At 69.7% G+C, this 20098-nt stretch carries 22 protein-coding genes and 1 tRNA gene; 15 read left to right on the top strand and 8 right to left on the bottom strand.

Going from position 1 to position 20098, the window contains the following annotated elements:
• The 3 genes from Aut01nite_RS42720 to Aut01nite_RS42710 form a co-directional block, all read left to right on the top strand.
• A partial coding sequence (locus Aut01nite_RS42720) for a hypothetical protein (protein WP_204037947.1) occupies positions 1-330 on the top strand: 330 nt, incomplete at its 5' end.
• On the top strand, positions 327-2069 hold the full coding sequence (locus tag Aut01nite_RS42715; protein WP_043524426.1) for an FtsK/SpoIIIE domain-containing protein: 1743 nt from the start codon (positions 327-329) through the stop codon (positions 2067-2069). The genes Aut01nite_RS42720 and Aut01nite_RS42715, both read left to right, overlap by 4 nt.
• 287 nt (positions 2070-2356) lie before the next feature.
• Positions 2357-4051 (top strand): recombinase family protein, encoded by a 1695-nt coding sequence (locus tag Aut01nite_RS42710; protein ID WP_083998802.1) that lies wholly within the window; start codon positions 2357-2359, stop codon positions 4049-4051.
• Here the strand turns inward: Aut01nite_RS42710 and Aut01nite_RS42705 are convergent.
• A tRNA-Leu gene (locus Aut01nite_RS42705) sits at positions 4013-4100 on the bottom strand. The two genes, Aut01nite_RS42710 and Aut01nite_RS42705, sit on opposite strands and share 39 nt — an antisense overlap.
• 279 nt (positions 4101-4379) lie before the next feature.
• Here Aut01nite_RS42705 and Aut01nite_RS42700 point away from each other — a divergent pair.
• A complete protein-coding gene (locus tag Aut01nite_RS42700) occupies positions 4380-5591 on the top strand; it encodes a mannosyltransferase family protein (RefSeq protein ID WP_052163563.1) in 1212 nt (403 codons plus the stop codon).
• Between the two features lie 22 nt (positions 5592-5613).
• On the opposite strand, the gene Aut01nite_RS42695 is transcribed toward Aut01nite_RS42700, so the two are convergent.
• Positions 5614-6234 (bottom strand): TetR/AcrR family transcriptional regulator, encoded by a 621-nt coding sequence (locus Aut01nite_RS42695; protein ID WP_236642653.1) that lies wholly within the window; start codon positions 6232-6234, stop codon positions 5614-5616.
• A gap of 130 nt (positions 6235-6364) precedes the next feature.
• On the opposite strand from Aut01nite_RS42695, the gene Aut01nite_RS42690 reads away from it, so the two are divergent.
• Both Aut01nite_RS42690 and Aut01nite_RS42685 read left to right on the top strand, forming a co-directional pair.
• Positions 6365-7333, top strand: a complete 969-nt coding sequence (locus Aut01nite_RS42690) for an NAD(P)-dependent alcohol dehydrogenase (protein WP_043524424.1) — start codon at positions 6365-6367, stop codon at positions 7331-7333.
• 105 nt (positions 7334-7438) lie between these two features.
• Positions 7439-8113 carry a maleylpyruvate isomerase family mycothiol-dependent enzyme gene (locus tag Aut01nite_RS42685; RefSeq protein WP_043524423.1) on the top strand — a complete coding sequence of 225 codons (675 nt, stop codon included), beginning with the start codon at positions 7439-7441 and terminating at the stop codon, positions 8111-8113.
• An 85-nt stretch (positions 8114-8198) separates the two neighbouring features.
• On the opposite strand, the gene Aut01nite_RS42680 is transcribed toward Aut01nite_RS42685, so the two are convergent.
• Positions 8199-8987 carry a GNAT family N-acetyltransferase gene (locus tag Aut01nite_RS42680; protein ID WP_043524547.1) on the bottom strand — a complete coding sequence of 263 codons (789 nt, stop codon included), beginning with the start codon at positions 8985-8987 and terminating at the stop codon, positions 8199-8201.
• Between the two features lie 154 nt (positions 8988-9141).
• Here Aut01nite_RS42680 and Aut01nite_RS42675 point away from each other — a divergent pair, with 154 nt between their 5' ends.
• Entirely contained in the window at positions 9142-9333 is a 192-nt protein-coding gene (locus Aut01nite_RS42675) for a hypothetical protein (protein WP_043524422.1), read from the top strand.
• A gap of 99 nt (positions 9334-9432) precedes the next feature.
• Here Aut01nite_RS42675 and Aut01nite_RS42670 read toward each other — a convergent pair whose 3' ends face one another.
• The gene (locus Aut01nite_RS42670; RefSeq protein ID WP_043524421.1) at positions 9433-10344 is read right to left on the bottom strand and encodes a TIGR03564 family F420-dependent LLM class oxidoreductase; all 912 of its coding nucleotides are present in this window, start codon (positions 10342-10344) and stop codon (positions 9433-9435) included.
• A gap of 64 nt (positions 10345-10408) precedes the next feature.
• Between Aut01nite_RS42670 and Aut01nite_RS42665 the strand changes: the two genes are divergently transcribed.
• Positions 10409-10972: a TetR/AcrR family transcriptional regulator gene (locus Aut01nite_RS42665; RefSeq protein WP_043524420.1), complete on the top strand. Its 564-nt coding sequence runs from the start codon at positions 10409-10411 to the stop codon at positions 10970-10972.
• A gap of 14 nt (positions 10973-10986) precedes the next feature.
• Positions 10987-11589, top strand: coding sequence for a hypothetical protein (locus Aut01nite_RS42660; RefSeq protein WP_043524419.1), 603 nt, complete (start codon positions 10987-10989; stop codon positions 11587-11589).
• A gap of 184 nt (positions 11590-11773) precedes the next feature.
• Here Aut01nite_RS42660 and Aut01nite_RS42655 read toward each other — a convergent pair whose 3' ends face one another.
• Positions 11774-13681 carry an endo-1,4-beta-xylanase gene (locus Aut01nite_RS42655; protein ID WP_043524417.1) on the bottom strand — a complete coding sequence of 636 codons (1908 nt, stop codon included), beginning with the start codon at positions 13679-13681 and terminating at the stop codon, positions 11774-11776.
• 133 nt (positions 13682-13814) lie between these two features.
• Here Aut01nite_RS42655 and Aut01nite_RS42650 point away from each other — a divergent pair, with 133 nt between their 5' ends.
• From Aut01nite_RS42650 to Aut01nite_RS42635, 4 genes are all read left to right on the top strand, one after another.
• Positions 13815-14321, top strand: coding sequence for a DUF4142 domain-containing protein (locus Aut01nite_RS42650; protein WP_161790613.1), 507 nt, complete (start codon positions 13815-13817; stop codon positions 14319-14321).
• A 349-nt stretch (positions 14322-14670) separates the two neighbouring features.
• Positions 14671-15432, top strand: a complete 762-nt coding sequence (locus Aut01nite_RS42645; protein WP_043524415.1) for an arsenate reductase/protein-tyrosine-phosphatase family protein — start codon at positions 14671-14673, stop codon at positions 15430-15432.
• A complete protein-coding gene (locus Aut01nite_RS42640) occupies positions 15429-15830 on the top strand; it encodes a VOC family protein (protein ID WP_043524414.1) in 402 nt (133 codons plus the stop codon). The genes Aut01nite_RS42645 and Aut01nite_RS42640 overlap by 4 nt, the downstream gene beginning before the upstream one ends.
• Before the next feature lie 857 nt (positions 15831-16687).
• Positions 16688-16855 carry a hypothetical protein gene (locus tag Aut01nite_RS42635; RefSeq protein WP_161790612.1) on the top strand — a complete coding sequence of 56 codons (168 nt, stop codon included), beginning with the start codon at positions 16688-16690 and terminating at the stop codon, positions 16853-16855.
• On the opposite strand, the gene Aut01nite_RS45045 is transcribed toward Aut01nite_RS42635, so the two are convergent.
• Together Aut01nite_RS45045 and Aut01nite_RS42625 are read right to left on the bottom strand one after the other, a co-directional pair.
• Positions 16852-17049 carry a DDE-type integrase/transposase/recombinase gene (locus tag Aut01nite_RS45045; RefSeq protein WP_373871575.1) on the bottom strand — a complete coding sequence of 66 codons (198 nt, stop codon included), beginning with the start codon at positions 17047-17049 and terminating at the stop codon, positions 16852-16854. The two genes, Aut01nite_RS42635 and Aut01nite_RS45045, sit on opposite strands and share 4 nt — an antisense overlap.
• 139 nt (positions 17050-17188) lie before the next feature.
• Positions 17189-17443: an IS3 family transposase gene (locus Aut01nite_RS42625; RefSeq protein WP_043524413.1), complete on the bottom strand. Its 255-nt coding sequence runs from the start codon at positions 17441-17443 to the stop codon at positions 17189-17191.
• A 420-nt stretch (positions 17444-17863) separates the two neighbouring features.
• Here Aut01nite_RS42625 and Aut01nite_RS42620 point away from each other — a divergent pair, with 420 nt between their 5' ends.
• Entirely contained in the window at positions 17864-18067 is a 204-nt protein-coding gene (locus tag Aut01nite_RS42620) for a hypothetical protein (protein WP_152628636.1), read from the top strand.
• 249 nt (positions 18068-18316) lie between these two features.
• Here the strand turns inward: Aut01nite_RS42620 and Aut01nite_RS42615 are convergent, their stop codons facing one another.
• Positions 18317-19063: a DUF6928 family protein gene (locus Aut01nite_RS42615; protein ID WP_043524412.1), complete on the bottom strand. Its 747-nt coding sequence runs from the start codon at positions 19061-19063 to the stop codon at positions 18317-18319.
• A gap of 348 nt (positions 19064-19411) precedes the next feature.
• On the opposite strand from Aut01nite_RS42615, the gene Aut01nite_RS42610 reads away from it, so the two are divergent.
• Complete coding sequence (locus Aut01nite_RS42610; RefSeq protein ID WP_236642652.1) at positions 19412-19894, top strand: hypothetical protein; 483 nt, start codon at positions 19412-19414, stop codon at positions 19892-19894.
• Positions 19895-20098 lie beyond the last annotated feature (204 nt).

Genomic DNA, 20098 nt, shown 5'->3' with positions numbered 1-20098 from the left:
AACCCGCACATGACTCAGGACCCGAACATCCCGCGCCCCACCCTCGACCAGGAGGCCGTTCGCGCCCATCTGCACGCCGCTCGCCTACGGGCTACCCCCACAACCATGTGGACCGCCGTCGGCGACATCCCCGTCATGCTCGCCGAGATCGACCGTCTCGCCCGACTGCTCACCCATACCCGCTGGGACTTCGCCGACTTGCTCGCCGCCGCCCGCGCCACCCTCTCCGCCCACCACGACGGCGAGGCCGACCCGCTGAGCTATCTGCGCGACGCGGTCGCCGAGCACCAGGCCTGGGCGCCGCCTGGCGACGGCGAACTCGCCGAATGAGGGCCTACGGGCGCCGGCACCGCCGCTGGAACCGCCGCAACCCGCAACCGCTGCTGTTCGTACCCGATGAGCCCTTGACCCTCGCAGCTCTAGCCGCTGTCGGCCGTGCGCTGTTCCGCTACCGATCCGAACTCGCCCCGGTCACGGCCGGGATGATCCTCGCGGTCGGCGGGCTCGTGCTGCACCGCACTCACCCGGAGGCATGGCCGGCGGTCCTGACGGTCACCATCGTCGCGGTACTCGCCGCCGCACTACGCGGGCTGCCCTGGGGCCTTACCCGCACCGCCGAACGTGCCTACGCCGCGACAACGACCGCCGTCGCGGGAAGCTGGCTCGCCGCCGCAACAGCCCTCGGGCCAGGGCGGTCACCGTTGCTGACAGTCCTGGTCGTAGCCGTGATCGCGCTCGGTATCCCGTGGTGGGGGCACCGGCGGCGTCGAGCCCGCGTGCGTGTGGACCGAGTCATCAACGCGTGGCCGAACCTTGCCGAGGTGATCGGCCTGACCGGATCACGGATCATGTCGGCCGTCGTGGACACCTGGGGGTGGCGCGCCCGACTGAAACTGCGACCAGGTCAGAGCGTCGCCGATGTCATCGCCCGCGTGCCAGCCATCGAATCGGCCCTCGGAACACGCCCCGGCGCGGTACGCGTCGAGCAAGACCCCGCACACGCCGGCCGCTGCACCATGCGCGTCCTCGCCGCAGACCCGCACGCCGGCGCCATCCCGTGGCCCGGCCCCACCTCCCGCTCACTGGCGGACCCGATCGAGCTGGGCGTCTTCGAGGACGCCACCCCCGTACGCGTTCCACTGCTCCGCCGACATGCACTCATCGGCGGGACCACGGACTCGGGCAAGAGCGGCGTACTCAACGTGGTCCTCGGCAACCTCGCCGCCTGCACCGACGTCGTCCTCTGGGGCATCGACCTCAAAGGCGGCATGGAACTACGGCCCTGGGCACCGTGCCTGGCCCGACTCGCCACCACCCCGGACGAAGCCGCCGAACTGCTCGCCGACGCGGTCGCCGTGCTCGACGCCCGCGCGGACGCCGCCGGCCGAGACAACACCCGCGTCTGGAAACCCACACCGACCGCCCCGGCCTTGGTCATCGTGATCGACGAGTACGCCGAACTCGCCGACACCGCACCCGACGCCGTCGGGCACGCCGAATCGATCGCCCGGCGCGGGCGCGCCCTCGCCGTCGACCTGCTCGCCGCGACCCAACGCCCGACACAGAAAGCCATGGGCGGGGGAGCGCTGCGCTCCCAGATGAGCGTCCGGGTCTGCCTGCGTGTCCGGGAACGCCGCGACGTCGACCTCATCCTCGACAAGGGCATGCTCTCCGCCGGTTGGCACGCCCACACCCTCGACGCGCCCGGCAAGTTTTACGTCCTCGCCGACGGCCACAACCAACCCCGCCGCGCCCGCGCCTACCTGGTCACCGACGACCTCGTACGCCAGACCGCCGCCCGCTACGCCGACCAGCGCCCCGACCTCGACCCACTGTCCCGTGCCGCCATCGACCACCAACCGAAGCCCATCGAGCCGCCGCGACTGTCAGCCGACGACCCGGAACAGACGTTGCTGATGGCACTCGACCAAGCACCCACCGACGGGCTCACCGTCCCGGAACTCATCAACCTCACCGGCATGCGCCGCACCTGGGTCTACGACCGGCTTCAAGCCCACGCCGTCGCCGGCCGCGCCCGGCAGGTCACCCGCGGGCGCTGGCGAGCCTGACCCGATCGTCCGCGCGGACGTCCGTCCGCTTGCGCGCGTCTGCGCATATCAGCGCGGACGGACAACGGACGGACGACCGCGCGGATACCAACCGTCGACCCGGAAGGAGGCCCGACGATCACCACGAACGACCAGACCGCAGAGGGGAGAAATCGCAGCATACGAAGCTGCAAGACGCTGACTTTCTTAGATTCGCAGCTCAGGACGTCCCTAGTCGTCCCACTGTCTGACGCAGCCGCAGACGCACTGTGGCGCATCATCGACCGCGCCCGGAAGACTCCTCGGTCATGAGGTTCGCGTTCTACGGACGAGTGTCGACCGAAGACCAACAAGACCCGCAGGCGTCCAAAGCCTGGCAGTTATCCCGCGCCCGCAGCTTGATCGATCCGGTCGGCGGTGAAGTCGTCGCCGAGTTCTTCGACATCGGGCTCTCCCGCGTCCTGCCGTGGAAGCGGCGGCCGGAAGCGACCCGCCTGCTCGAAGCCATCAAAAGCCCCGGCCGCGACTTCGAGGCCGTGGTCATCGGTGAGCCGCAGCGCGCCTTCTACGGCAGCCAGTTCGGCATGACGTTCCCCGTCTTCGTGCACTACGGCGTCGGCCTGTGGGTGCCCGAGGTCGGTGGTGCCATCGACCCCGGCTCTGACGCCCACGATCTCGTCATGGCCCTCTACGGCGGCATGAGCAAGGGTGAGCGCAACCGCATCAAGATCCGTGTCCACTCCGCGATGAAGGCACAGACCGAACTTGAAGGCCGCTACCTCGGTGGACGTCCGCCCTACGGCTACCGCCTCGCCGACGCCGGCCCGCACCCCAACCCCGGCAAAGCCGCCGAAGGCAAGCGACTCCACCAACTCGACCCCGACCCGATCACCGCACCTATCGTGAAGCGGATCTTCGCCGAGTACACCGCCGGGCGCGGCATGACCTCGATCGCGCGCGGTCTCACGCAGGACGGCATCCCGTGTCCCTCGGCCTACGACCGGGCACGCAACCCGCACCGCAACACCCAGGTCTGGGAGACCACCGCCGTCCGCGCCATCCTGCAGAACCCGCGCTACACCGGTAACCAGGTCTGGAACCGAGCGCGCACCGACGAGGTCCTGATCGACGTGGACGACGTCGCGCTCGGCCACGAAAACCGTCACCGCTGGAACGACCCCAGCAAGTGGATCTGGTCGCGCACCCCGTCCCACACGCCGCTGATCAGCACCGACCTCTACGAACAAGCGCAACGCACGATCAAGAAGCGCGGTACCAATGGCGACGCCGGTAAAGCGCCTCGCCACACCGGTCATCCGTACCTGTTCCGGGGCCTGATCTCCTGCGGCATCTGCAACCGCAAAATGGTGGGCAACCCCAACCACGGACGCCTCTACTACCGCTGCACCGCCAGCCGCGACTACGTCCGCCAACACCAGATCAGCCACCCGCCAGCCCTTTACCTGCGCGAAGACCAGATCGTCACGCCCATCGACCGGTTCCTCCGGGAGGAACTGACCGGACCGGCGCTGACCGACAACCTCCACCGGGTGGCCGAGGCCCAGTACCGCGCGGCGGTCGCCGCCCACGACACCGCCGGCGAGATCGATCAACTGCGCCAGGCCATCGCGGATGCGGACATCAAGATCAGCCGCTACCGGGCGACCCTCGACGCGGGCGGCGACCCGACACTGATCGCCGACTGGATCAGCGAGACCACGGCGATCAAGAAAGCCGCGCAGGCGCGACTCGGCCTCACCGAGGTACCGCCTCAACGGATGACCACCGACCAGATCGACGCCATCGCCGAAGCGTTCAACGATCTGTTCCGGCTACTGCGCGACGCCGAGCCGCGCGACAAGGCCGAGCTGTACAGCCGCATCGGCCTGCGGATGACCTACCGACCTGGCCCAGAAACACTGATCGCCGAGGTTTCCACCCCGGCGAGTTCTCGTGTCTTTGATTGGTGTCCGAGGGGGGACTTGAACCCCCACGCCCGATAAAGGGCACTAGCACCTCAAGCTAGCGCGTCTGCCATTCCGCCACCCGGACTTGCCTGGGAAAGATTACAGGCCGGTGGCCGGCGGTCGTCGCCGGGGTCGCTGTCGGTGTGGATTGTGCGGAACTTATGAGGAAAGTCGGAGGAGACTCCCAGGATCGTGCCAACCCCTTACTTGATCTTCTCGATGGCTCCCGGACCTCGGCGAACCTTCGCTCCGTGGAGATCACGAATGGGGGACGTCGGATGAGCGTCGACAGCTTCGACAGGGGTGAGGCGGCAGCGGTGCCGCCACTGTGCGTATTCTCGCCGGAGTTCGACGGGGAGACCGCGTGCAGTCGCTGATCGTTCCCGCCGAACCGGTTCTGGAGACCGCGCCTCAACGGGTCGTCGAGCCGACCCGCCTCCGTCCCTGGCGGTCGGCGTTGCTGGCGGCGATGGCGGTCTGGGCGGCCAGCACGGTCACCCACCTGGCGGTGAGCGCGCTGGCCTGGCTGCCCCGGCAGGCCACCGGGCGGGCGCCGGACCTGTGGATGGTCGCGCTCGGCTGGAACAACTGGGACGCCGGCCACTATGTGCGGATCGCGGAGAGCGGCTACCACCTGGGTCCGGGCTTCCCGGCGTTCTTCCCGCTGTACCCGATGCTGATCCGCGCTTTCGACGTGCTGCTGCCGGGCGGTGCGCTGGCTGCCGCGATCGTGGTGGCCAACGCGGCGGCGTACGGAGCCCTCGCCGTTCTGTACCGGCTCGCCGACCACGAGTTCGGCCCGCGGGTGGCGCAGCGGGCGGCCTGGTACCTCGCCGCGTTCCCGACCGGCTTCTTCCTGTTCATCGGTTACAACGAGTCGCTGTTCATCCTGCTGTCGGTCGGCGCGTTGTACGCCGGGCGCCGCGGGAACTGGTGGCTCGCGGGGGCGCTCGGCGGGCTGTCGTCGGCGACCCGGCTGTTCGGTGTGCTGCTCATGGTCCCGCTCGCCGTCGAATACCTCCGGCAGGTCGGGTGGCGCCCGCGCCGGATCCGGCCCGACGTGGTGGGGCTGACGCTGGTGCCGATGGGAGTGATCGCCTACAGCGTGTACTGCCTGGTGGACCTGGGCAGCCCGCTCGCGTTCAGCATCGCCCAGGACGAGTGGGGGAGAAGGTACACCTTCCCGGGTGAGGCGTGGCTGATCTCGGTGCGGCAGATGAGCGAACAGCCGTTGCTGTCGCCGTCGTCGCTGGCGGCCCTCCTGGACGCCGGCACCATCCTGATCGCGGTCGTGCTGCTCGTCCTCTGTGTGGCCGGGCGCTTCCGTTTCCGCCGCGACCAGGTCTATCTGATCGTGCACGCCGGGATCACCCTGCTGCTGCTGATGTCGACCGAGGTGGGCGGCCGGTCGATGCAGTCGGTGGCGCGTTACACCCTCGAGGCGATCGCGGTCTTCCTGGTGCTCGCCCGGATGGGCGCCAACCAGATCGTCGACCGCACCGTCCTGATGATCGGGGTCGCTCTGCAGGCGGTCTTCCTCGTGACCTTCATGGCGGGCACGTTCCTGGTGGCCTGACCGGTGGTGTCCGGCCAGGCCGTCATGGTCGGGTCTCGGCGTCACGCAGGCGTTCGAGCCCGTCGAGGATCAGGTCGAGACCGAAGGTGATGTCGGGGTCGCCGGGGTGCCGGCCCTCGGCGACCTGGCGGGTCAGCTCGGCCATGTGCGGGAACCCGCCGCCGGCCAGCAGGTGTGCGTGGGCGGCGGCGGTCTCCGCGTAGTCGGCCTGCGCCACGGGGAAGGTCAGCCGGCGGAGGGTGTACCCGTACACGAAACTGTCCATGGTGTTCCAGGCGTGGTCGGCGAGCCGCCAGGAGAAGCCGGCGCCGCGCAGCACGCCGAGGGTGTAATCGATGTAGCGCAGCATCGCGGGGCCGGTGTTCGTGCGCGACATCAGCAGCGGTGGGGCCCACGGATGGCGGGTCAGCACCCGATGGGCGGTCTCGCCGCGGCGGCGCATCGCCGATTTCCAATCCTCCCGGCTGTCGGGTAGATCGATCTCGCTGACCACCAGATCGATGATGCCGTCGAGGACGGCGTCCTTGTTGGCCACGTGCCGGTAGAGCGACATGGCCTCGACGCCCAGCTCCCGGCCGAGATGGCGCATGGTGAGCTTGTCGGTGCCGCCGGAGTCGGCCAGCTCGAGGGCGGCCTGCAGCACGCGCCGTGTGTTGAGCGGGGCTCGCGAGGTTGGCATGAAACTCGGCTCTCGAATCGGTTGCGGGATGCGCCGACCATACCGCACTCTTGCTTACGACGTAAGCTTACGACGTAAGCGAGGGCGGAGAGCCATGAGAGCATTGATTCAGACGGCGTACGGGTCACCGGCCGGAGTCGCGTTGCGAGACGTGCCGCAGCCTCGGCTGAAGGACGGCGACCTGCTCGTGCGGGTGCATGCGGCGGGGCTGAACGCCGCCGACCGGTTCCTGCTGCGCGGCGAGCCCTATGCGGTTCGGCCGCTGGCCGGCGGGTTACGGCGGCCCCGCGCCGGATTCGTCGTCGGCAGAGCGGTCGCGGGGCGGGTGGAGCAGGTTCGTGGTGACGTCCACGATTTCGCGCCCGGTGACGACGTGCTGGCCGAGAGCCCGTCGGCGGTCGGTGAGTTCGCGCGGGTGCCGGCCCGGCTGGCCGCTCCCATGCCCACCGGGTTGTCCTATGCCGAGGCGGCGGCCCTGCCGGTGGCCGGGACGACCGCGTTGCAGAGCGTTCGCGGCGTCCGGCCCGGGCAGCGGGTCCTGGTCACCGGGGCGGCCGGCGGTGTCGGCAGCTTCGCCGTGCAGCTGGCCACCGCGCGGGGCGCCGATGTCACGGCGGTCTGCGCGGGCCGCAACGTGGCGATGATGCACGCCCTCGGCATCGAGCACGTCATCGATTACGAGCGGGCCACCGTTGCCGACATCGCCGCGTTCGGGCAGGTCTTCGACATGATCCTCGACCTGGCCGGCAACTATCCGCTCGCGGCGCTGCGGCAGGCGCTCGCTCCCGGCGGCACCCTCGTCCTGTCGGTCGGCACGGGTGGGCGGTGGCTGGGCCCGGCCCGGCGGATCCTCGCCGGAGTGATCACCGGGGGCCGCCGGGTGCGCACCTTCACGGCCCGGCCGAACAGCGCGGACCTGACCGAGCTGGCCTCCATGGTCGCCACCGGGCGGATCCGGCCGGTGATCGACCGGACGTATTCGTTCGACGAGGCGGCGAGCGCCCTCGACCGGATCGACCAGGGCCGGGTCGACGGCAAGATCATTGTGAAGGTCGCCGGATGATCTCGCGTCACCCGGGTCGACGGCGCACGCGGCGGGCCGGCCGCGACGGGCCGCTCCCGGGCGGGCGGGGCGCGGCCGTGGCGATTCGCGGGTTACCGTCGCGCGGTGACTCTCGACTATCTGACCTTGCTGGACGCCGAGTTCGCCGCGTTCCAGGACTGCCTGGACGGCGATCTCACCGCTCCGGTCGAGCACTGTGGCGACTGGACGCTGCGGGATCTCGCCGTCCACCTCGGGCAGGGCAACCTCTGGGCGGCCACCGCGATCGTCGACGGCCACGGCCGATACCAGGAGCAGCCGCCGCCGGAGGATGTGGCCACGTGGTTCGCGCAGAGCGCCCGGACCCTGACGGGCGCTCTCGCCCGCGAGCCGGAGACCGCGGCGTGGACGTTCGCTCCGCCGCGCACCGTCGGGTTCTGGCGTCGGCGCCGCTGCCTGGAGACGGCGGTGCACCGCTGGGACGCCGAGCATGCGCTCGGCCGGGCCGGCGAGCTCGACCCGGCGCTGTGCGCGGACGGGGTCGCCGAGGTGCTCGAGATGTTCCTGCCCCGGCAGATCAGGCTGGGCCGGGCGGAGGCGCCCGAGGCCGCGGTGCGGTTCGAGGCCACCGACACGGCCGGAACGTGGGTGCTCGGGCCGGGGGAGCCGGTCGCCACCATCACCGGTACGGCGCAGGAGCTGATGCTCGCGCTCTGGGGCCGGGCTCCGTGGCCGTGGGGACGGCTCACGGGCGACAGGGAGGCTGCGGAGAAGGCGCTCGCCCGTCCCCTGGTCCCGTGAGACCCCAGCCATGCCCGCTGGTCGCGGGCGGATCCCGCCGAGGGCTTCCCGGAGGCCGCGACCGGGCCGGATCGCGGTGGGGCCGTCAGGTGGGAGGAAACCATTGGTAGTGGGTGGAGGTGGTGATCTCGTGGAAGTGGCGGCGGCGCAGGATCGGCGCGCTGTGCGGGGAGGCGTCGACGTGCAGCAGACGATAACCGCGGGTGACCGCCTCCCGGGCCCGCGCGGCCAGCGTCGCGCGGTAGAGGCCGCGTCCCTGCCAGGCCGGCAGGGTCGTGCCGCCGAGCAGGGCGACGAAGTCGGTGGTGGGGTGGTAGACCGCCCAGGCACTGCAGATCAGCACGTCACCGGCCTCCGCGACCAGGATCGTGATCTGGCCGGGATCGGCGGCCACCCGTGCGACGAGGTCGTCCGCGACCCAGGAGCAGTCGAACCCCCACACCTCGGTCTGCTGGCCCGCGATGCGTTGCAGGTCTTCCGCCTCGCTCACCTGCCGCAACACCACGCCGTCCGGCAGAACCGGCGCCTCGGCCACCTCCTCGGCGAAACCGATCAACACCGCGGAGGGCTCCTGAGGTACGAATCCCGCCGCCGCGAGACGTTCCGGAAGCTCCGTGGGCAGGTCGTGAGCCCGCACCTTCCACTCGACCCCCTGCCCGCGAGCGCCGAAGTAGTCACGCTGACGGGCGATCAACCGGTCGAGTGCGGCGCCGGTGACCCTGACGTCACGCGGCGCCCGGATCCGTCCCATGTGCCCGCCGACGATCCGCAGAACCGGTCCGTCCTGCTCGTAGGTCACGCCGGCCGGGACGGCGCCGGGTGGGATCCGCATCTGCGCGTCGTAGACGGCCAGCAGGGCAGCGATATCGACCATGGTCACATGGTGCCCGGAAACCGGGCTCAGCGGTAACCGGCGTCGGCGTACCGGTCCAGGGTGGTGTCGACGTCGAACCGCATCCGTCTCTCGGAGCACACCCACCCGGCACCGTCCCGGACTCTGTGCGGGGACGGGCCGTAGGGTACTGGTCATGGACGCGCGGGGGCGACGAGTCGACACTGCCCGGATCCTCGGCAACATCGCCCTGGCGACGGGATTCCTGATCACGATCATCGGTCTCATGACGGACAGCACCCCGGTCAAGGGGTACGTGTTCGCGGGGATGCTGGTGATCGTCGGTGTCGGGCTGCGACTGGAAGCGGCCGTGACGGACCGCGGCTAGCTCGGGGGAGGGAAGTGGCGGGAGGCCTCGCCGACGCACAGGCCGTGGGCCGGCGGTGACCGTGGCGCTCCTCCCGTGCGCGGCCGCTGTACGACACCGTCATCGACCGGGCGGCAGCGACTGACGCAGCAGTTCCAGGGTTCTGTGCCGGGCGGCCGCGTCGCCCACCGGGGCCGCGATGAACTCGGTGATGCCGGTGTCCTCGAGGCGGGTGATCGCCCGGAGCACCGCGTCCTCGTCGCCGGTGATCGCCACGTCCGCGGCGCCGCGCGCGCCTTCCCGGTCGAGGACCGCCCGGTACTCGGGCACCTGGGCGGCCATGCCGAAACGTCGCGCGATGCCGGCCCGGGCGCCGGCCTCGTCGCCGGTGACACACACCGGCAGGGCGGCCACGATGCGGGGTGCGGGCCGGCCGGCGTCCCGGGCCGCCGCGGTGACGAGTGGGACGACGTGCGACGCGAGGGTGCGGGGGCCGGCCATCCAGGTGACGGCGCCGTCGGTGGACGAGCCGGCCAGCCGCAGCATCGCCGGTCCGAGAGCGGCCAGGATGACCGGGGGAGGCGTGGTTGCGGGCACGTGGACCGTACCGGAGGTGGTCAGGAAATCGCCGGAATGCGCGACCGCCTCGCCGCGCAGAAGGGGCAGCAGCATCGCGAGGTATTCCCGGAGGAAGCGGACCGGCGACGCGGTGGGCAGGCCGAACATGCCGCCGACCATCGCGCCGATGCCCGCGCCGATGCCGAGGGTGAGACGGCCGCCGGTGGCGGCCTGCACACTCAGCGCCTGGCTGGCGAGGGTGAGCGGATGTCGTTGCCGCACCGGGACGGCCGCCGTGCCGAGCGGGATGCCGGGCGCGAGCGTGCCGGCCACGGTGAGGGCGGTGAGCGCGTCCCAGCCGAGCGCCTGCGCCGACCACAGACCTGCCGTGCCGTCGGCGGCGACGACCTGTCCGGCCAGCTCGTCCACGGTGGCCGGCCCGTCCACCTCGCCGATCATGATGCTGATCCGCACACTCCACCCCTATCTGGAGAACCTCTCCATTTGATCCTCGGTAATATACGGAGAGGTTCTCCAGATGGCAACGGGAGGTTTCGTGCGCAGTGACGCCCAGCAGAACCGGGAGCGGGTGCTGGCCGCGGCCCGCGCCGAGTTCACCGCCCACGGCGCGGCGGCCTCCCTCAACAAGATCGCGCAGCGGGCCGGGGTCGGTCCCGCGACGCTCTACCGGCACTTCCCGACCGCGCAGACGCTGCTCGTCGCGATCATCGCCGCGGACGTCGCCACCCTCTGCGCCGCCGGGAACGCGCTCCTCGGTCATGCCGACCCCGGCGACGCTCTGCGGATCTGGCTGCGTCAGGTGGCCGCGCACGCCACCAAGATGCGCGGGCTGGTCGCCACCGAGCTGCTGGTCGCGGCAGGCGACGCGGCTCTGGCCGACTGCCATGATTCCATCCGTACGGTCGGAGCGGCGCTTCTGGATCGCACCGGCAATCCCGGCGCGATCGCCGTCGACGACCTGCTGACCGCCGTCAACGCCCTCGCCTGGGCCAGCGAGCGGATGCCCGCCGACCCCGGCCGCCTCGACCGGCTCCTGGGCCTTCTCGCCACCGGCTTCGCCGACCGGCGGGGAGGTTCCTGACGCTCCGCGCGGGCGTGCGGAACGGCGGTTTGCGTGGCGGCGAGCGCGGGCAGCAGTCCGGTGTGGACGACGGTTCCGGGCTCGACATCCGCCGGCGGGCCGAGCGGCGGATGCGGCTCATGGTGGCTCTGGTCGTGGGGTCGGCGATCGTCGCCGTGCTCGCCGGATTCCTGACGGCCTCGGGCGAGGTGTCCGCGGGTGTCGTCGCGCTCGTGACGGGTGCTGTCGTGGTGGGCGTGGCGATACCGGCCGGGTGGGGGTTCTGGCTGGTGAAACGGCGTACCGGGGCGGCGGTCTCCCCGCTGTGGGGCGCGTCCCGGCAGGTGCGGGCCAGGGTCATCCGCGCGATCCGCACGGGCGAGGAGCTGCCGCCCGGCGAACGGGAGCTGGCCGTCGCCGAAGCGACCCGGTTGCATCGTCTCGGCTGGGCGCCGGTGGCCGGCTTCGGCATCGCGGGCCTGCTGTTCGCGGCGCAGGTGGTGCTGCGGGCGGCGGACCGGGACCCGGCCTGGCAGATCCTGAGCGTCGCCCTGGCCGCGTCCTGTTTCACGCTGCTGGCAGCCCACCACCTCTACTTCTATCGCCGGTCACGGCGCTACCTGCGGTTGTTCGGCTGACCCGGGGGCGGTCGTCGTCGCGCTGTCGGCGTCCGCCAACGCCGGGCTGCTCGCGGCCGTCCTGCAGTCCCAGGCGCCGGTGATCACCGGGTGGAGTGCGGGCACGCTCGGTCTGGCCATGACGGCTCCAAGCTGATCAGGACTCCGGCGGGCGCTTCAGCGAAGTGCCCGCCGGATCGGGCGGTCAGGACACGGTGCAGGGGGTGCCGTTGAGGGCGAAGGCGGCCGGAACCGGGTTGCTGCCCGTCCAGCTGCCGAGGAAGCCGACCGACGTGGAGCCGCCCGCGGCCAGGGCGCCGTTCCAGGTGGCGCTGGTGACGGTCACCGACGAGCCGGTCTGACTGTGGACACCGCCCCACAGTTGGATGACCTGCTGGCCGCCGGGGAACTGCCAGGCCAGCTTCCACGAGCTCAACGCCGTACCACCGGTGTTGTTGATTCTGATCTCGCCCTGGAAGCCGCCGGGCCAGCTGCCCGTGACCCGGTAGGTGACCGCGCAGAAGGAGGTCCCGGTCGACGGCGATCCGGTCGGGTCGGTGATCTTGCTGGGGTCGACGACGCCCCAGTACGCCGACTTCGCCTGCAACCGGGTGTCGAACAGCAGCGGCGCGTCCTTGCGGGTCACCGGGAACGTGTCGAGCCAGGTGTTGTCGTCGGCCAGGCCCCACAGCGTCACCGAGGTGATCTCGCCGGCGTACTCGCGGAACAGGGCGAACATGTCCCGGTAGACGTACGCCTGCTTGAGCAGCCGGTCGGCCGGCGGCGTCGGGAAGCTCTCGCCGTCGTCGCCGTAGATGCTGACGTCCATCTCGGTGATCTGCTGCTCGATGCCGAGCGGCACGAACTTCGCCAGCATCGCCCGGGACTCCGCGATCGTCGGCCAGTTGATGTTGATGTGCACCTGGTGGCCCACGCCGTCGATCGGCACGCCCTCCGCGCGCAACCGCTGGATCAGGTTGAACAGGTGGTCCCGCTTGGCCGGCACGTTGGTGTTGTAGTCGTTGATGAACAGCTTGGCGTGCGGTGCGACCTCCCGCGCCACCCGGAACGCGGTGCGGATGTAGTCCAGGCCGGTCACCGTGTACCAGGTGCTGCGGCGCAGCCCGTCCGCCTGGCTCTCGTCGATCACCTCGTTGACCACGTCCCACACGCCGATGGCGGTGCCGTAGTGGGCGGCCACGTTGCGGATGTGGTTCTCCAGGCGCGCCAGCAGCAGCTCCTTGTCCTCCGCCGTGGCGGTCATCGGCTGCCCGTCGGCGCCGGTGAAGACCCAGGCCGGCGTCTGGTTGTGCCACACCAGGGTGTGACCGCGAACGGCGAGATCATTCGCTTCTGCGTACGCGAGAAGCGGATCCGCCTGCGCATAGGTGAACGTGTTCTCGGTGGGTTCGGTGGCGTCCCACTTCAGCGCGTTGCCGGGCGTGATCGAGTTGAAGTGCTTGGTGAGCAGCCGCCCGTGCTCGGCGACGATCTCCGCGCCGGTGATCGCCGCGCCGACCGGGAACTCGGTGACGACGTCCTTGACCGACGGGATGCCGGTCTGCACCGGCAGCGCCGGCACGTAACCGGCGGTGACGTCGTCGAGGTAGAAGGAGCCGGTCGTCGAGGCGGTCTCCACGTACACGCGCAGGAGGTCGACGTCGGTGGCCAGGGTGTAGCGGCCGGTCAGGTTGACCCAGGAGCCGCTGGTCACGGCGGTGTTGCCGACGATCTGGTCATAGGAGGAGACCCCGCCGGTACGCCGTTCCACGCTGAGCCGGGCGTTGTCGGAGCCGGACTCCATCCGTACCCATGCCGAGATCGTGTAGGCGGTGCCCTTCGCGAAGGTGTCCAGCACGTCCAGGGAGGGCCCCTGCCAGGCGGCGGTCCGGCCGGTGACGAGCAGGCTGCCGGTGCCACCGTGCGCGGCCGCCGTGCTGGGCGCCACGGTCTCGGCGGCCCGGCCCGTCCAGCCCTGTCCGGTGCCGTCCTCGAAGTCGCTGGTGAGAACGGTGATCGGGGTGGGTTCTTCGGCGGCGCTCGCGATCGCCGCGACGGCGGCGACCGGAACCGCCACGATCAGGGCGGCCAGCAGCCGGGGGAGAGCGCGCATCCGCGGGCTCCTTCGGGGAGAGTGAGGGGATAGAGCGACATCGTTACATGGGAGCGCTCCCATTACAATCGTGTATCCACCGGGTTGCCTGAAGGCCGGAAATATGGCGTTTGCCATGGCTAGGCTGCGGGGCATGCTACTTCGACGATTCGCAGCCGCCGCGGCCAGTGCGACCGTCCTCGGGGTGCTGCCGGGCGTGCCCGCCCTGGCTGAGCCCTCCGACCAGGACATCGACTATCTGAGGGCCGTCACCCAGATGCACCTCGCGGAAATCGAACAGGCCCGGGTCGGCTGGTACAGGGCGACCGATCCGGACATCAAGGAGCTCGCCGGCAAGCTGGTGACCTCACACATCCGGCTCAACGCGGCGGTCGGCCAGCAGGCCCGACGGCTGCGGATCCAGATGCCCTCGGAGCCCACCCCTGAACAGCAGGCGCTCATCAGGCAGTACGAGTCGGTGCCGGCGGAACAGTTCGACCAGCTCTTCGTCACCACCCAGTTGGCGGCCCACAAGCAGACCCGGAAGCTGACCGACCGGCAGCTGCGCAAAGGCGACGACGAGGACATCCTGGACGTCGCCATGCTCTCCGTGCGGCACATCAAGTCCCACCAGAAGGCCCTCGAGGAAGTCGCGGAATAGCGGTGACTGAAGGGCCGGCCGGCTCGTCCTGCCGAACCCGCGATCCGTGACGCCGCCGAAGGCGTGTGAACGGGTAGGGCCGTATCACAGCCCTACCCGACGGGTGTCCGGTCACCCGAGTCTGGACGAGGCCGCGGCCCTTCGTCACGGACCAGCCCCGCACGGGCTGGTATCGGCGATGCTCGCCGGCTCGCTGCCCGGCCTGTGCGCTCCGGCGCCTACTACGCCTGCCGAGATCTGCCGGATGCGGCAGCCGCCGGTGCGGTGAACACTCCGCGGATGACCCGACCATGGCTGTATTCCTGCTCAGGCTAGATCGATCAAGCTCATTTGATGTATCTTCCTGCGCATGGGGTCACCGCGCAACACCGCGCCACCGTTCGTCCGGCTGGCCGCCCACCCGCTGCGCTGGCGACTGCTGACCGAGCTCGCCCGCAGCGACCTGCGGGTTCGCGAGCTGGTCAGCCTCCTGGACCAGCCACAGAACCTGGTCTCCTACCACCTGCGGCTGCTGCGCGACGGCGGCCTGGTCACCGCCACCCGCAGCACCTTCGACGGCCGCGACAGCTACTACCACCTCGACCTCGACAGGTGCGCCCACGCGCTGGCGGGCACCGCCGCCGCTCTGCACCCCGCCCTGCAGTGGGAGAGCGCCCCACCGGTGCGCGCGCCGCGCAGCGTACTGTTCGTGTGCACGGGAAACAGCGCACGTTCACCGATCGCCGAAGCCCGGCTCCGCCACCACACCGCCGGCCACGTGCAGGTGAGCAGCGCGGGCACCCACCCCCGGCCGCGACTGCACCCCCACGCCGTACGGGCGCTGCACGACCGCTTCGGCGTCGATGTCGCCTCCAGCCGGCCCCGGCACCTGGACACCCTCACCGGCCGCCGATTCGACTACGTGATCACCCTGTGCGACAAAGCCCGCGAAGTCTGCCGCGACCTCGGCGATCCGGCCGGCCGGCTGCACTGGAGCATCCCCGACCCCGCGACAGCCCGCGCCGGGGACGACTACCCCGCCTTCCTGCGGGTCGCCGCCGACATCGACACCCGCGTGCGGCACCTGCTGCCCGTGCTCGCCGCCACCGAAGCCCAGGAGATCAAGCCATGACCACGACAGAGCAGTACGTCAGCGTCCGCTACCTCGTCGACGATGTTCAGGCGGCCATCGACTTCTACACCGCCCACCTGGACTTCCACCTCCGAACCAGCGCCGCTCCGGCCTTCGCCGACGTGGTCCGCGGCCCGCTACGGCTGCTGCTGTCCGGGCCTGCCAGCTCCGGCGCCCGGGCCACCCCGCACGACGCGGGCAGTCCCGGCCGCAACCGCATCCACCTCATCGTCGACGACCTGGACGCCGAGATCGACCGGCTCCGCACCGCCGGCCTCGGGTTCCGCAGCGAACTCGTCTCCGGGCCCGGCGGCCGTCAGATCCTGCTCGCCGACCCCGCCGGCAACCTCATCGAACTCTTCCAGCCGGCCCGTGCAACCGCCCCCGCCGGCACCTGAACCCCGGTCGAGCATCGCTGCCACAGCCCCGCCGAAGCGAAGCCGCTGTTCCCCGGCGCCGGTTCGGCCGTAGGGTCGACTGCTCATGCCGGTGGCGGCGCTCGTAGACGCCGGAGCAATCACGGACTTCATGCCCGAGCCTCGTGACTCTCTCCGAGTGTCAACGCCACTTCCGGCACGGCTCGACCGATTGTTCGGGCTTCCGTGACGCCGGGACTACCGCGGAGACGCCGCCGTCGATGGGCAGCGCGCGATCAGCCCCCGCCACTGTTCTCCGTGGAGATCGCGCCGCAACGTTCGGCCGGCGTCCGCTCGTGCCGAAGAGCGGATGCTTGACAACATGGGGTTGGAGTTAGTCCGAGTCCGATCGGGACGCCTTAGCATTCGCAGCGACAACACGTTCGCACATGGCTTCAACGCTGCGACGGCCTTCGTCTTCTTCCCAGATACAGGCGGGGCAGATGCTGAGGTTCTGGTCTCGAGTTGTGGGATGAAGACGGAGGTCGTGGCCGCAGTCGGGGCACGGCGTCTCGGAGTAGGTCACAGCGCGATCCGCGGCGTGGCCGTGGGCGACGGACGGCCGCCGTTCGAGCGGGCGGGGAAAGGCACGACCGGCTGGAGTGCAGACTGCGCCGAGGAGCCCCATGTTCCGGGACGGAGGTTCACACCATCAGTATCAACCAGCGCGCCACACAGCTCCCAGCGTTCGTATCTGCCCAATGGAGCACTCCGTCGATGTCGAACTCCACGTCAACGACTCGCCGACGTGTTGGCACAGGTCGACCCTATGACCCAGGCAGAGCGTTCATCAGTCGGTACCGGTGACTGCCTGACTCAATGCCGGTCCCTTCGTCAGTTTGGAGATGCTGCTCGATGCCGCCTGTCATCTCGGCAAACTCGGCAACGAGGTCGACTCCGTAGCGATCGGCCAGCACAAGAACCGACCAAAGGCAGTCAGCCAACTCATGGCCGAGCCGATCCTCGGCATGCGGGATGACTCGGCGGCCGTCGACTGCCATGACTAGCTTTGCGAGGTCACCAACATTGAAGTTCCACCCTGGCTGCCGCGGTCGGAATGGAAGATCGCCCGACGGCGGACCAGACCACGCCGGTGAGCCAGTTCGACGGCGTCGCAGACGAGGTCGGCGCGCATGTGTGCGGCCATGGCGTGCCCGACGACTTCCCGGTTGAACAGGTCGATCGTGGTGGCCGGATACAGCCAGCCCTCAGCGGTGGGCAGGTAGGTGATGTCCCCCGACGAGGCGCCGGCCGGGCTCGGTGGCAGTGAAGTCCCGGCCGATCAGGTCCGGTGCCGGCGCGGCCCGGGCGTCCTGCCTGGTCAGGGACCGCCGTCGGCTTCAGGTGATCCCGGCCAGGCCACGCTCGCGCATCACCCGCTCGACGCGTTTGCGGTTGATCCGCCACCCGCGGCGGCGCAGCTCGGCGGTGACCCGCGGCGATCCGTAGCCGGGATGCTCGGCCAGGATCTGCCGGATCCGGGTCGCGAGCCGTTCGTCGTCGGCCTCGCGCGCCCGCCTCCCCGGCGCGGTGGCCAGCCACTCGGAGTAGCCCTGCCTGCGCTTGACCGCCAGGACACGGCACAGCAGTGCCACGCCGTACTCGGCGCGATGCTCGGAGATGAACCGTTAGCGGCCGATCAACGACCCATGTCCTTGGCAAAATAGGCAGCCGCCTTCCGAGGATCTCCTTCTCCGTCTCCAGTTCGGCGACCTTGCGCCGGAGCCGGCGCAGTTCCTCTCGTTCAGCTTGTCGTTTAACCTCCCGGCTCCGCCCAACGTCGCCGCGAACCCCACCGCTGCGTCATCAAGGGTGACTACAGCGAGTGCCGGCCAGCGCGCTGGGCGCGGATAGAGACGGGACGGAGCGCGTGTTCTCTGCGGCAGATGAGTGAACTCGCCCCTACATCGGCGCGAATGCACCGACCAGGCCATGTGTGGCCAGGTGCTGGACACAGACGCGCTATGCGGCGAGATTGAGATGGTAGACATCCCGGCTTCCGAGGAGGTCCCGCGATGAGCGACGAGCCAACCATCGCACCCCGCAGCGACAGCCCAATCGATCAGGCCGCCTGGAGAGGCGAGATGATCGAGCTTGCGAATCAGCAGTTCGACAACGATGGCGACGAGCCAGCCGTCTCGGATCCCACGGCGCCATCGAGCACAGCGACGATGAAGAGCGGCCGTGACCTCCGATCAGCACGCCGCCCCCCGCGCTGAATTCCCCCGTCCTAAGCCCGCACTGATTGCCCAGAAGTTCAGGTGCCCGCTGACTTCTACTGGGCGACGCGAGTCGTAGCCGCCCCGTAGAAGCGACGTTGTGCGTTCCTGCAGAGCAGGTGCTGCACCCGCAATCGCGGGCCGGCCACTACGCGAAGGCAGGAGCAGCCACCCAGCAGCGGACCAGGTGCGGCGGCGCACCTTCTCGGCGGCAGATCCGGTACTACAGGGGCCACGTCGACGAGGTGGTCAAGCGTCGGCGACTTCCTGGAATGTGCCGTCAGTCGTCATCCGGTAGCGGCGCGGCGGTCCCATCTGCAGCAGTACCTGCTTCATGTGGGCCTCGCGTTCTGCCTGTTCGCGGCCGGTGGGGTCAGCGACCCGGAATCCCTGCAAGGGAACTTCGTACGGATCGATGTCGTCAGGGTCCGGAAGCCCTTCCAAGACGAAACCGAACAATGCGCGCAAGGCGTCTTCACCCAGCTCCAGCGGATGAAACGGCAGCGGGTACGGATCTTCTGAGAGCGTCGACTCGACCGGCCGCTCGCCCGCCCAATACGGTCGCTCGAAGTCATACGGTTCGCCGATGTTCTCCGCGATGCCGCCGTCCGGAGAGACGCTGAGCGAGCGGACCAGAGCGCTGTTCTCCCATACCGCAAAGCACAGCCAGTCCGAGACCGAGTGCATCCCGTGCATGATGATCCGCCGATCATCTGCGGCACGAAGCAGACGGGCGGGCAGCTGCGATGGGGGGTCGTAGACGAGCCTGCGATCGCAGAACAACTCGGCGCCGGCCAGCACCGTCGCGTAGCTGGTGTCGTCCGGCGGGTACGTGTCGTCTCCAAGTACGCCGTCGCCAATCGGTATCACCTCGTAGTCGGGGTGCATCTCGCCTACAAGGGCGAGCACCTCCGCGGGGTCGGCGCGAACCGCTCCCCGCAGAGCGGGGCGCAGATCGCCCTCGGTGAAAGCAAGCAGTGCAGTCTTCGCGCCCATGGGACCTTTCGTCTCCTGCGGGGATGATCCCGCAGACTACGGCCAACTGGCCTTGCTCGGGCATGGGGTGATGCGTACTCAGTACACCCCGCTACCGGACCGCTGCGACAACCGCACATCGGCACGACAAGACGCCGACCAGTCACAGCTTCTCACCAGGCGTGACGGCGGCCAGGCTGATTCTGTCTGCGTAAGCGGGAGCCATGTGCCAGCGGCAATCAGAGCCAACCGAAGCCTGGTCGGCATGATCAATGTCGGCGATTTTGAGAGCCATTTCCCGGTGGGACCCGGCTGTCCAGCCGGGCTTCGAGATCGCCATGCTCGACGGGTGTGCGGAGGCCTCGACGGGTGAGCGCGAGCATGTCGATCAGCCAACCGGGCCCGCGTGGCATGATCTTCGGCGTGACGATCGAACAGCCCTGGTTCATCGGCAGTTGGATCGACGTGGTCGACCGGCCCGAAGCAGTCGACGAGGCCGTCGACCGACACGACGAGTACGCGGGTGTTGCTGTGCTCGCGCTGGTGCTCAACCATCCCGAACCCGAGGTCGTACTTCCCCGGATCAAGCGAGCATTGGTCTCGCCGAACGCCCAGACCAGGGCGAACGCGCTGCAATCACTCGGCCATTACGCCCGCTTGCACCGGTCGATCGACGCGGACCTGCTGAGGCGGTTGCGGTGCGCTCTGAGCGACCGAACGCGACTACATCGCACTCAGGTCCGTGGTTATGCATTTCACGCCGCGAGCGACGTCGGCATGTTTGTGAAGCGGAACGAACTTCCTCGATGGTTACGCCGACGGTTTTCGGGACCTTCTCGATTGAGGGATTAGTAGCACCAAACGTCACCGACGCCGGGCCTTCCATAGACCGGCTGGCCGTTACCAGCAGCTGGCTCCCGAACTCACCGACACAAAATCCTCGAACGATCAAGTGGCTCCGATTATGACGAACCACCGGCTCCGGAAGTCACTGGCAGAACCACCAGGCGGCCGGCCCGGCGCGGACAGCGGCAAATGAGGGCGTCGTCCGCTACC

This window comes from Actinoplanes utahensis, from assembly GCF_016862455.1.
GTDB classification, from domain to species: Bacteria; Actinomycetota; Actinomycetes; order Mycobacteriales; family Micromonosporaceae; genus Actinoplanes; species Actinoplanes utahensis.
Note: the sequence above shows the minus strand (reverse complement) of the source record. Positions and strands in the feature narration are given on the sequence as shown.

Coding starts and splice junctions, on each gene's coding strand:
- Aut01nite_RS42715 (WP_043524426.1), top strand. CDS start 327: ATGAGGGCCTACGGGCGCCGGCACCGCCGCTGGAACCGCCGCAACCCG.
- Aut01nite_RS42710 (WP_083998802.1), top strand. CDS start 2,357: ATGAGGTTCGCGTTCTACGGACGAGTGTCGACCGAAGACCAACAAGAC.
- Aut01nite_RS42690 (WP_043524424.1), top strand. CDS start 6,365: ATGAGAGCATTGATTCAGACGGCGTACGGGTCACCGGCCGGAGTCGCG.
- Aut01nite_RS42680 (WP_043524547.1), bottom strand. CDS start 8,987: ATGGTCGATATCGCTGCCCTGCTGGCCGTCTACGACGCGCAGATGCGG.
- Aut01nite_RS42675 (WP_043524422.1), top strand. CDS start 9,142: ATGGACGCGCGGGGGCGACGAGTCGACACTGCCCGGATCCTCGGCAAC.
- Aut01nite_RS42665 (WP_043524420.1), top strand. CDS start 10,409: ATGGCAACGGGAGGTTTCGTGCGCAGTGACGCCCAGCAGAACCGGGAG.
- Aut01nite_RS42655 (WP_043524417.1), bottom strand. CDS start 13,681: ATGCGCGCTCTCCCCCGGCTGCTGGCCGCCCTGATCGTGGCGGTTCCG.
- Aut01nite_RS42650 (WP_161790613.1), top strand. CDS start 13,815: ATGCTACTTCGACGATTCGCAGCCGCCGCGGCCAGTGCGACCGTCCTC.
- Aut01nite_RS42645 (WP_043524415.1), top strand. CDS start 14,671: ATGGGGTCACCGCGCAACACCGCGCCACCGTTCGTCCGGCTGGCCGCC.
- Aut01nite_RS42640 (WP_043524414.1), top strand. CDS start 15,429: ATGACCACGACAGAGCAGTACGTCAGCGTCCGCTACCTCGTCGACGAT.
- Aut01nite_RS42620 (WP_152628636.1), top strand. CDS start 17,864: ATGAGCGACGAGCCAACCATCGCACCCCGCAGCGACAGCCCAATCGAT.
- Aut01nite_RS42615 (WP_043524412.1), bottom strand. CDS start 19,063: ATGGGCGCGAAGACTGCACTGCTTGCTTTCACCGAGGGCGATCTGCGC.